This window comes from Kocuria sp. CCUG 69068, assembly GCF_020833785.1.
GTDB lineage: Bacteria > Actinomycetota > Actinomycetes > Actinomycetales > Micrococcaceae > Kocuria > Kocuria rosea.
The window spans coordinates 1-10,677 of sequence record NZ_PDDL01000114.1; the positions used below are offsets into that span (position 1 = coordinate 1).

Here is a 10,677-nt window from a genome sequence, read left to right on the forward strand (position 1 = left end):
CCGGGTCCCGGGGGGCGGTCGAGCTCCGCGGGCCGCAGACCCGCCCGGACCGACCGGAGCTCGTCGAGGAAGCTGCCGGCGTCGGGCGGACGCCGCTCCGGCTCCCGTGCCGTGGCCCGGGCGACCAGCCGCGCCACACCGGCCGGGAGACCGGGATCGAGGGTGCGCAGGTCCGGGACGGCGCCGTCCGCGTGGGCGCGGGCCACGGCCAGCGGACCGCCCTCGAAGGGACGGCGGCCGGCCAGGAGCTCGAAGAGCAGGATCCCGGCCGAGTACACGTCCGCGCGGGTGTCGACCCGCTGCCCCGTGACGAGCTCCGGCGAGGCGTAGCCGACCGTGCCCAGCACCGTTCCGGTCGCCGTGTGCTGGTCGACGGCGCGGGTGAGACCGAAGTCCGCGACGGTCACCCGGCCGGCGGCGGAGATCAGCACGTTCTCCGGCTTCACGTCGCGGTGCACCAGGCCCTCGCGGTGGGCCGCCGCCAGCCCGTCGAGGACCGGTTCCAGCAGCCCGAGCGCCTCGCCCGGGGGCAGGGCGCCGCGCCGGCGCAGGAGGTCCCGCAGCGTCGAGCCCGCCACGTGCTCCATGACCAGGTACGGCACCCCGTCCGGGGCGTGGCCCTGGTCGAGCACGGAGACCACGTGGGGATGGGACAGCCGCGCCGCCGACCGGGCCTCCCGCACGAACCGGTCCGCCGCGGCCGGGTCCTCGGCCAGGTGGGCGTGCATGAGCTTGACCGCCACGACGCGCTGCAGGCGGGTGTCCACCGCCCGGTACACGGTGGCGGTGCCACCGCGGGCGATCCGCGGACCCAGCTCGTAGCGGCCCTCGAGGACGGTCCCGGTCAGGTGGTCGGGGAGCGCGTGCTGCACGGGATCAGCCTAGGGCGGGGCGCTGTGCGCAGGCTGGGTCGCAGGTCACGGTCCGAACCGCTTGCGGTGCGTCTTGACGCTCTTGACGTACTGCTTGGTGTCGTCGTACATCCCGTACTTCTTCACCCCGTGCAGGCCCTGGTAGTACGCGGCGATGGCCACGTCGGTGCTGGGCGCGGCGCGGCCCAGCTGCCGGATGATGGCCACGCCGGCGGTGACGTTGTCCTGCGGGTCGAGCAGGTCGAGCTCCCGGCCCACGAGTCCCGAGGCCCAGTCCCCGGCGTCCGGGATGACCTGCATGGTGCCCACGGCGTCCGCGGGGGACACGGCCCGGTGGTCGAAGCCCGACTCCTGGTGGGCGTGCGCCAGGGCGAGCGCCGGGTCCACGCCCATCCGCACGGCGGTGTCGTGGACGAGCCGGCGCATCTCCTCGCGCGAGGGCGCGGGGCGGGCGGCGAGCTGCTCGTGGTGGCGGTTGGCGGAGTCCACCACCCCGTCCTCGTACGTGCGGCCCAGGAAGGTGTCGCCGACGGCGCGCGCGGGCGCCGGCCGGGGCTGCTCGGCCCGCTCGGGGGCAGGGGCCTGGGCGGTCCGCACGGTCTCGGGGGCCGGCTCCGAGACCGACAGCCGCTGGCCCGGGCGCAGCAGCGAGTTCACCGTGAGGTCGTTGCCGTCGAGGAGCGACTGGACCGACACCCCGCGCGTCTGCGAGATGCTCCACAGCGAGTCGCCCGAGCGCACCACGTGCTCCGTCCGGGGCGGCTCCGCCGCGGGCGGGGCCGGCTTCTTCGAAGGCTCGGCCGCCGGGGCCGCCCCGCCGGAGAGGCGCAGCTCCTGCCCGGGCAGCAGCAGCGCCGCGCCGGAGAGGTCGTTCCACCGCATGAGCTCGTCCACGGCCACGCCGTGGCGCTGGGCGACCGCCCACAGGGAGTCCCCGGGGGACACGGTGTGCACGGGGGTCTTCGTCGTCTTCTGGCCGGCGAGCAGGGGCGCCGAGGCCACCTGGGCCGTCTGGGCGGGGGCGGCGTGGGCCACGGTGCCCCCGCCCAGGGCGGCGAGGGCGGCGACGGCGGTGACCGCCGACCCCGTCCGGGCGCGGCGCGCCCAGCCGGCGGAGCGGTCGTCCTGCCGCCCGGAGGCCTCGGCGGAGGTCTCGGCAGTGGTCTCGGCGGTGGTGGAGCGCGGTGCGTCGTTCGGGTCGGTCGTGTCGCTGTCGGGGGGATACGGCATGAAGTAACTCTCTGACGCTGATCGGGGAAGGTGCGGAGGTCTCAGCCGGCTCCGCGGGTCGAGCATACCGTGGCGGGCCCGCGTGGCACGGGCACCGGCGGACGTGGCACTCTGGGGGCGTGAAGAACACATCCGGAATCAGCACCGAGGAGTTCGACCGCCTGGACGGTCTCGTCCAGGAGTGGTTGCCCCTGCCCGACGTCGCCGAGCAGCTCGGCCTCGTGGTCACCCGCGTCCACGGCCTCGTCGACGACGGGACGCTCCTCGCCGTCCGCAACCCGCACGACAGCATCCGCCGGGTGCCGGCCGCCTTCCTGCTGGACGGCGCCGTGGTCGACTCGCTGAAGGGCACGGTGGCGGTCCTGCGGGACTCCGGCTTCACCGACGTCGAGGCGATCACGTGGCTGTTCACCGAGGACGAGTCCCTGCCGGGCCGTCCCGTCGACGCGCTGCGGGACGGGCGCAAGACGGAGATCCGCCGCCGGGCGCAGGCCCTGGCCTGGTGACCCGCTCCTGACCGGCGCGCCGGACCGGCCCCGACCGCGGGACCGGCCCGGCGCGCCGGACTCAGGACGAGCGGCGGACCGCAGCCGTCGCGAGGCCGCGCAGCGCGGCCATCGGCACGGCGTCGGCCCCGAGCCGGTCCAGCGCGGTGAACGCCTCCCCGCTGAGCCGTTCGATGAGCTCCTCCGTGGAGCCCAGGGCGCCGCACGCCGTGATGAGCGAGCGGAGCTCCTCGACGTCCTCCTCCGTCAGCTCCGGCCGGCCCAGGGCGTCCTCGAGCCGCGCGATCTGCGCCTCGCTGCCGAGCGTGCGGACGTAGCCGACGAGCACCGTCCGCTTGCCCTCGCGCAGGTCGTCGCCGGCGGGCTTGCCCGTGGCCGCGGGATCGCCGAACACGCCCAGGACGTCGTCGCGCAGCTGGAACGCCTCGCCCAGGGGCAGCGCGAACGCGGAGCAGCGCTCCAGGACCGGCTCCGGCGCCCCGGCCAGGGCGGCGCCGAGCACCACGGGGTGCTCCACCGAGTACTTCGCCGACTTGTACCGGATGACGTCCAGGGCCCGCTGCACCGCGCCGTCGCGGTCCTGGCCCCCGCCGGCGACCTCGCCCTGCACGTCGAGGTACTGCCCGGCCATCACCTCGGAGCGCATGAGGTCGAAGACCGCCCGTGCGCGGTGGCCGCCGGGCGCCGTGGTGGTGGCCGCGGCGAACGACTGCTCGCTCCAGGACAGGCACAGGTCGCCCGAGAGGATCGCGGCGGCCACGCCGAAGGCCGGACCGTCCAGGGCCCAGCCCCGGTCCGCGTGCACGGACTCGAAGCGGCGGTGCACGCTGGGGGCGCCGCGGCGGGTGTCGGAGCGGTCGATGACGTCGTCGTGGATGAGCGCGGCGGACTGGAAGAGCTCGAGCGCCGCCCCGGCCCGGACCACGGCCGGGTCCTCCGGGTCGCCGCCCGCCGCCCGCCAGCCCCAGTAGCACAGCCGCGCCCGCAGCCGCTTGCCGCCGGCGGAGAGCGCGACGACGGCGTCCAGCAGCGGGAGGGCGTCCGCCGAGATGCCGCCCAGGACCGCTCGCTGCCGGCCGAAGAACTCCTCCAGCTCCGCGTGCAGCCGCGCCACGAACCGCTCGTCCTCGGCGCGGAAGGCGTCCTCGGGCCGGGCCTGCGGCGCGGTGCCGGCGGGGGCGTCGGGGTGGTGCGGGAGGGGCGGGCACGTCATGGGCGGATCGACCTCGGACTCGGGGCGGCGGCGGACGCCCTCTGCCGGTCGTCCGCGATGTCCGCCCCAGCCTATCGAAGGCCCGGTGAGCGGACCGGGGCGCTCCGCCCGGGCCGGGGCCCGCACCGCGGCCGGGATGTCCGCGCCGGGGGCTAAGCTGTGCCGGACCCGGGAGGAGGACGCGGTGACCGAGACGCCGAGGGACCGGCTGGAGCGCTGGCGGCAGTGCGCCGTGCTGCACGTCGACATGGACATGTTCTACGTCGGCGTGGAGCTGCTCGCGGCCCCTGGGCTGCGCGGCAGGCCCGTCATCGTGGCCGGGTCGGGCGGACGCTCCGTCGTCCTCTCCGCGTCCTACGAGGCCCGGGCGTTCGGCGTCCGCTCCGGCATGCCCCTGGCGCGGGCCCGGGCGATGTGCCCCCGGGCCGTCCTGCTCGAGCCCCACCGGGACGCCTACGACGCCTACTCCCGCCGGGTCATGGCCATGTTCTGGGACATCACCGACCGTGTCGAGCAGATCAGCGTGGACGAGGCCTTCCTCGACGTCGCCGGAGCGGTCCGGCGGCTCGGCCCGCCCGTGGGCATCGCCCGCGGCCTGCGGGCCCGTGTGCGGGACGAGCTGGGACTGACCGCCTCCGTGGGGATCGGCGCCAACAAGACCGTCGCGAAGATCGCCTCCACCCGCTCCAAGCCGGACGGCCTGCTGCTCGTCCAGCCCGAGGACACCGTCGCGTTCCTGGCGGAGCTGCCGGTCTCGGCGCTGTGGGGCGTCGGCGGGCGCACGGCCGAGACGCTCACCGGCGCGGGGCTCAGGAGCGTGGGGGACCTCGCGGCCGCCCCCGTGCCGATGCTGACCCGCCTGGTCGGACGGGCGGCCGGCCACCACTTGCACGAGCTCGCCAACGGACGGGACCCCCGCCCCGTCGAACCGGTCCGCGAGGAGAAGAGCGTGGGCGCGGAGGAGACCTTCCCCCGGGACGTCGCGGACGACCGCGTGCTGCACGAGACCCTCCTGCGGCTCAGCCACCGGACCGCCTCGCGGCTGCGCCGGCAGGGTCTGCGCGCCCGCCGGGTGGGGCTCAAGGTGCGCTGGGCGGACTTCACGACCATCACCCGGTCGCGGACCCTGCAGCATCCCTTCACGTCCGCCCACGAGCTCCTCGAGCACGGCGTGGGCCTGCTCGAGGAGCTCGGGGACCGGCCCCAGCCGGTCCGGCTCATCGGCATCCGCGCCGAGCGGCTGGAGCCCGCCACGGACGCCCTGCAGCTGAGCCTGGACGGCCGCGAGGAGGAGTGGGGGGCCGCCGAGCAGGCCATGGACCGGGTGCACGCCCGCTTCGGCGCCGAGCGCCTCGGCCCCGCCCGTCTCCTGCCTCCCGCACCCCGGAGTCCGGAGGGCAACTCGGAGGCTGTTGACAGCCGTGTGCGCGGTGCCAAATCAGCACCCGACGGTCTATCCTGGTAGCAGGCGGCGCCGGAACAGCCGGGGAATCCGCACCCGAAGGATGAGGAGGCATACCGTGCCACTGTCCGAGCACGAGCAACAGCTCCTGGCGCAGCTCGAGAAGCAGCTCCACGCGGACGACCCGAGGTTCGTGACGAACATGGGGTCCCGCGCCGTCAGGGGTGCTTCCACCCGCAACATCGTCCTCGGGATCGTGATCGCCGTCGTCGGCCTGCTCGTCCTCCTGGGCGGGGTCGTCATCGACTCCATCCTGGTCGGGGTCCTGGGCTTCGTCGTGATGGGCGCGGGTGTCTACGTCGCCACGCTGCGCTCCGGCAAGCCGCGCCCCGGCGGGGAGCCCGGCAAGGGCGGCCCGCCCCGCCGCTCGTCGCCCTTCCTGCAGAACCTCGAGGAGCGCTGGGACCAGCGCAACTCCGGGGGCCCGTCCACCTGACCGGCCCCGCCCGGACCCGGAGCCGACCGCAGGGCGCCGCCCGCTCGGACCGACCCGACCGGCCCCTCCACCTCCCCCCACCCTGCTGCCGCACGGCGGTCTGCAGGGTCCGATCAGCTCCCCGGTGCACCGCCGGGGAGCTTTTTCATGCCCTGGAGGTGCCGCGGCCGCACCCCGGCCGCACCCCGGGAACGTCCGGGGAGCGTTCCTCCACCGTCCTCCCCGCAGCCCGCACCGCGGCGTCCTCCACTCTCCTCCCCGCACCCCTCCGCCGGCGCCCGGTGCCGCGGGCCGCGGCGTCCTCCACCGCGCTCCCCGACGCCCGGTGCCGGCGCCCCGCACCGCGGGCCCGGGGTGTCCTCCACGCTCCTCCCCGCAGCCCTCCGCCGCGGCGCCATCGTGCCCACCTGGGGCGACGCCCGTCGCGGCGCCCGGGCGCCGCGCCACGCCGCGGCGCCCGGGCCCTGCGTTCGTTGACCGGGGAGTGAAGTGGAGTAAAGTGGGGCGAAGAGATGGATCTGGGAGAACTCTCGGGCTGGAGAGGCGGTGAGCATGTTTCTCGGAACGTACTCACCCCGTCTCGACGAGAAGGGCCGCCTGATCCTGCCGGCGAAGTACCGGGAGGAACTGGCGGAGGGACTCGTGCTGACCCGCGGTCAGGAACGGTGCCTCTACGTGTTCAGCGTCCGCGAGTTCGAGCGGGTCCACGAGCAGCTGAGGGCGGCACCGCTGTCCTCGAAGCAGGCCAGGGACTACATCCGGGTCTTTCTCTCGGGCGCCTCGGACGAGGTCCCGGACAAGCAGGGCCGAGTCACCATACCGCCGCCGTTGCGGGACTACGCCGGGCTGGGCCGGGAGCTCGCCGTCATCGGCGCGGGCACCCGGGCGGAGATCTGGGACGCCCAGGCGTGGAACGACTACCTGAACGAGAAGGAGGCCGTCTTCTCCGAGACCGAGGAGGAAGTGGTGCCCGGGCTCTTCTGAGCGCAGGGCCGCCGAGACCACCGCGGAGCACGCGGAGCCGCTTCCCGGATGAGATCTCCAGCCGCACAGCCGTCACCGTCCTGACTCACCTTCCCCTGAGCCAGGCCGGATTCGAGGGACGGCCAGCGGATGGGGTTCTGATCCTGGAAGGCCCGCCGCCGCACCACGGCGTCGACCCGGCGCCGGCCACCGAAGACCGATCCACCGTCGACCGCCGAAGAGAGGGCCCATGGCGCAACGCCCAGCCGAGCAGCTCCACGTTCCCGTGCTGCTCGAACGGTGCCTGGACCTGATGGCTCCCGCGCTCGGCGAGGACGGCGCCGTGGCGGTGGACGCGACGATGGGCATGGGCGGTCACTCCGAGGCGCTGCTGCGGCGCTTCCCCGGCCTGCAGCTGGTGGCGATCGACCGGGACCCGCAGGCCCACGCACTGGCCGGCGCGCGGCTCGCCCCGTTCGGCGACCGGTTCCACCCCGTGCACACGACCTACGACCGGATCCCGGAGGCCCTCGGCCGGCACGGGTTCGACCACGCGGACGCGGTGCTCTTCGACCTCGGGGTCTCCTCGTTGCAGCTCGACGAGCGCGAGCGCGGCTTCGCCTACTCCTACGACGCGCCCCTGGACATGCGCATGGACTCCACCGCGCCCGTCACGGCCCAGGACGTGGTCAACGACTACAGCGAAGAGGACCTGCGCCGGATCCTGCGGGACTGGGGCGAGGAGCGCTTCGCCGGTCGGATCGCCCGCGCGATCGTGGCGCAGCGGGCCAGGACCCCGCTGCGGACCACGGGCGAGCTCGTCGAGGTCGTCCGCGGGGCCGTGCCGCAGGGTGCCCAGCACCGCAAGGGCCACCCCGCGAAGCAGACCTTCCAGGCGCTGCGGATCGAGGTCAACGAGGAGCTCGACGTGCTGCGCCGGGCGATCCCCGCCGCACTGGACGCAGTGCCCGTGGGCGGGCGCGTGGTGGCCATGAGCTACCACTCCCTCGAGGACCGGATCGTCAAGCAGGCCTTCGCCCGCGGAGCCGCCTCGACGGCGCCGAAGGGCTTCCCCGTGGAGCTCGACCAGCACAAGCCCACCCTGCGGGTCCTGACCCGCGGGACGGAGACCCCCACCCCCCGGGAGATCGACGAGAACCCCCGTGCCGCCTCCGCGCGCCTGCGCGCGGTGGAGCGCATCCGAGAGCACGTCCCCCCCACAGCACAGAACGCGCAGAGGTACACGGCATGAGCGGAACCGGACTCCAGCGACGCCCCGTCCGCCCGACCTCCCAGCGCACGGGCATCGGCGCCTGGGCCGGGCGGCGCGGGCAGCGTCCGCCGGTGGAGGGCACCTCCGCCCGCCAGCTGAGCGACCCGGCGCCGCCCGCCGAGGAGCGGGCCGGGTCGACCCGGGCCCCGCTGTCCGTGGTCCCGGGCCGGGCACGCCGGCAGCGGTTCTCCACCGTGGTGCTCAGCCTGGTGGCGCTAGTGGTGGCGCTGGCCTCGATCCTGGTGCTGAACATCCAGATCTCCGGGGGCCAGTACCGGCTCGTGGAGCTGCGCGCCCAGGAGCAGGCCCTCAGCCAGCAGAACGAGGCGCTCACCCAGGACCTCGAGTTCTACAACGCCCCGCAGAACCTCGCGGTGATGGCGACGGACCTCGGCATGGTCCCCGCGCAGGACTCGGGCACGGTCGACGTCACGAACGGGACCGTCGAGGGCGACCCCATGCCCGCGCAGCCCCAGGAGAACCACGAGATCCTGGTCGACCACGCCCACCAGACCGGCTCCGAGGCCGCGGACCGTGCCGCCCAGCGCGCCGAGGACCGCGAGCGGGAGAAGGCGGCGCAGGAGCGGGAGGACGCCGAGCGCAGCGCCCGCGAGGACGCCGCGCCGGCCGGCGAGGCGGACGCGGAGGGCGGCTCACTCGCGGCCCCGCCGCAGCGCACGCCCGGGGAGTGACCGGGCCACCGGCCCCCGCCCCCGCCGGCAGCAGCCCCCCGGACATCTCCCAGTCGCAACCAGGAACGAGGCAGACACGTGGCACGCGCACGCTCGACGTCCGACGCCCCCCGCACCCGCGGCATCGGACGCAGCCACATCGGCGTGGTCCTCGTGCTCGGCCTGCTCGTGGTCCTCGGGATCCGGCTCGTGTGGGTGCAGGGCTTCGACGTCGCAGGCCGGGCGGAGGCCGCTGCGGGTGAGCGGTCCCGAACGGAGGTGGTGCCCGCGCTGCGCGGTGAGATCCGCGACACCCACGGCAACGTCCTGGCCCGCACGCTCCAGCGCTACGACGTCACGGTCGACCAGTCCCTGGTGCGCGAGTTCGAGCGTCCCCTGGCCGACGGCACTACCGAGACCGTGACCCCCACGCAGGCGGTGTACCAGCTCGCCGACGCCCTCGAGCTCGAGGACACCGAGGTCAAGGACGCCCTCGACGGCGACAAGCAGTTCGAGTACGTGGCCCGCGGGGTCACGCCCGAGCAGTGGAACACCGTGCGCGAGCTCGGCCTGCCCTACGTGTACGGGCAGCCGTCCTCCGACCGCATCTACCCCAACGGCCCGGTGGGCGGCAGTGTGGTCGGCTTCATGGGCGGGGACGACGAGGCGCTCGGCGGGATCGAGCAGACCCAGGACGAGCTGCTGCGCGGCACCGACGGGAGCCGGACCTTCGAGATCAGCGCCGACGGCGTGCGGATCCCGGTGGCGCCCCAGGAGGAGAGCCCGGTGGAGGACGGCTCCTCGGTGCAGCTGTCGATCGACAGCGACGTCCAGTTCTTCGCCCAGCAGGCCGTCACCGAGCGCGCCGAGGAGCTGGACGCCGAGTGGGGCACGGCCGTGGTCATGCGGATCGAGGACGGTGCGGTGCTCGCGCTGGCCGACTCCTCGACCGTGGACCCCAACGACATCGGCTCCGCCGAGGCGGAGGACCTGGGGGCGCGGGCCGTCACCCAGGCCGTGGAACCCGGCTCCACCCAGAAGATCCTCACCGCGGCGGCCGCCGTGGAGGAGGGCGTGGCCACGCCCCGCACGGAGATCACCGTGCCCCCGTTCCTGGAGATCGACGGGCAGAAGATCACCGACGCCTTCGACCACGGCGAGCAGCGGCGCACGTTCACCGGGATCATCGCCGACTCGATGAACACCGGCACCGTCCTGGTCGGCGGCAAGCTCGCCCCGGAGCAGCGCCACGAGTGGATGCAGCGCTTCGGCGTCGGCGAGACCACGGGCATCGAGCTGCCCGGTGAGTCGCCCGGCATCCTCACGAGCGCGGACCAGTGGGACGTGCGCCAGCAGTACACCGTGCTCTTCGGCCAGGGCGTCGCCCAGACCCCGCTGCGCACGGCGACGATCTTCCAGGCCATCGGCAACGGCGGGGTCCAGGTGGAGCCCCGGGTCGTCGAGTCCGTCGTCGCCCCCGACGGCACCAGCACCCCGGTCGAGCGGCCCGAGGGCGAGCGGGTCGTCTCCGAGGAGACGGCCGAGCAGGTGCTCGACATGATGGAGGTCACCGTCACCCAGGGCGGCGCCAAGGAGGCCGCCGTGGAGGGCTACCGGGTGGGCGGCAAGACCGGCACCGCCGAGGCCCCCAGCCCGGAGGGCGGCTACGACGGGTACACCACCTCCTTCGTGGGCGTCGCCCCCGTCGAGGACCCCCAGTACCTCGTGGCGGTCACGCTCCAGCGCCCCCAGGGTGACGTCCGCGCGATCGGCACCACCCCCACCTTCAGCAAGATCATGGGCCAGGTGCTGCGCCACTACGACGTCCCGCCCTCCACCACCGAGCCCGTGCGGATCCCGCTGCGCACGGACGATCCGGAGGAGGACGAGAGCGAGCAGACGGCGCCGGTGGACACCCCGCCGGGCGTCGAGGCACCCGAGGACGGCAGCACCGGGGCGCGTACTTCTGCGCCCGCCCGTGCCACGGGGAGGACTCCAGCCCGGCCCAGGTCACCGAGCGCACGTCCTCGCGGGAGATCGGAAGAGCGTCG

At 74.8% G+C, this 10,677-nt stretch carries 10 protein-coding genes; 7 read left to right on the forward strand and 3 right to left on the reverse strand.

What is annotated here, in order from left to right; translation table 11 throughout:
- The coding region (locus CRM73_RS16140) for a protein kinase (protein ID WP_229588465.1) at positions 1–872 on the reverse strand (872 nt) is incomplete at its 3' end.
- A 45-nt stretch (positions 873–917) separates the two neighbouring features.
- Entirely contained in the window at positions 918–2,102 is a 1,185-nt protein-coding gene (locus tag CRM73_RS16145; protein WP_095651543.1) for a LysM peptidoglycan-binding domain-containing protein, read from the reverse strand.
- Between the two features lie 119 nt (positions 2,103–2,221).
- Here CRM73_RS16145 and CRM73_RS16150 point away from each other — a divergent pair, with 119 nt between their 5' ends.
- Positions 2,222–2,608: an Rv2175c family DNA-binding protein gene (locus CRM73_RS16150; protein ID WP_017833699.1), complete on the forward strand. Its 387-nt coding sequence runs from the start codon at positions 2,222–2,224 to the stop codon at positions 2,606–2,608.
- A gap of 61 nt (positions 2,609–2,669) precedes the next feature.
- Here the strand turns inward: CRM73_RS16150 and CRM73_RS16155 are convergent, their stop codons facing one another.
- Positions 2,670–3,821: a polyprenyl synthetase family protein gene (locus CRM73_RS16155; protein WP_109243788.1), complete on the reverse strand. Its 1,152-nt coding sequence runs from the start codon at positions 3,819–3,821 to the stop codon at positions 2,670–2,672.
- Between the two features lie 184 nt (positions 3,822–4,005).
- Between CRM73_RS16155 and dinB the strand changes: the two genes are divergently transcribed.
- The 6 genes from dinB to CRM73_RS16185 all read left to right on the forward strand — a co-directional run.
- Positions 4,006–5,286, forward strand: a complete 1,281-nt coding sequence (dinB, locus tag CRM73_RS16160) for a DNA polymerase IV (protein ID WP_229588468.1) — start codon at positions 4,006–4,008, stop codon at positions 5,284–5,286.
- A 55-nt stretch (positions 5,287–5,341) separates the two neighbouring features.
- Positions 5,342–5,719: a DUF3040 domain-containing protein gene (locus CRM73_RS16165; RefSeq protein ID WP_017833696.1), complete on the forward strand. Its 378-nt coding sequence runs from the start codon at positions 5,342–5,344 to the stop codon at positions 5,717–5,719.
- 552 nt (positions 5,720–6,271) lie between these two features.
- Positions 6,272–6,703: a division/cell wall cluster transcriptional repressor MraZ gene (mraZ, locus tag CRM73_RS16170; protein ID WP_031283112.1), complete on the forward strand. Its 432-nt coding sequence runs from the start codon at positions 6,272–6,274 to the stop codon at positions 6,701–6,703.
- Between the two features lie 229 nt (positions 6,704–6,932).
- Positions 6,933–7,934, forward strand: coding sequence for a 16S rRNA (cytosine(1402)-N(4))-methyltransferase RsmH (gene rsmH / locus CRM73_RS16175; RefSeq protein ID WP_035924058.1), 1,002 nt, complete (start codon positions 6,933–6,935; stop codon positions 7,932–7,934).
- The gene (locus CRM73_RS16180) at positions 7,931–8,647 is read left to right on the forward strand and encodes a hypothetical protein (protein WP_017833693.1); all 717 of its coding nucleotides are present in this window, start codon (positions 7,931–7,933) and stop codon (positions 8,645–8,647) included. Before rsmH ends, CRM73_RS16180 begins: the two co-directional genes overlap by 4 nt.
- Positions 8,648–8,725: 78 nt before the next feature.
- Positions 8,726–10,677: penicillin-binding protein 2 (locus CRM73_RS16185; RefSeq protein ID WP_229588470.1), on the forward strand; the 1,952-nt coding region annotated here is incomplete at its 3' end.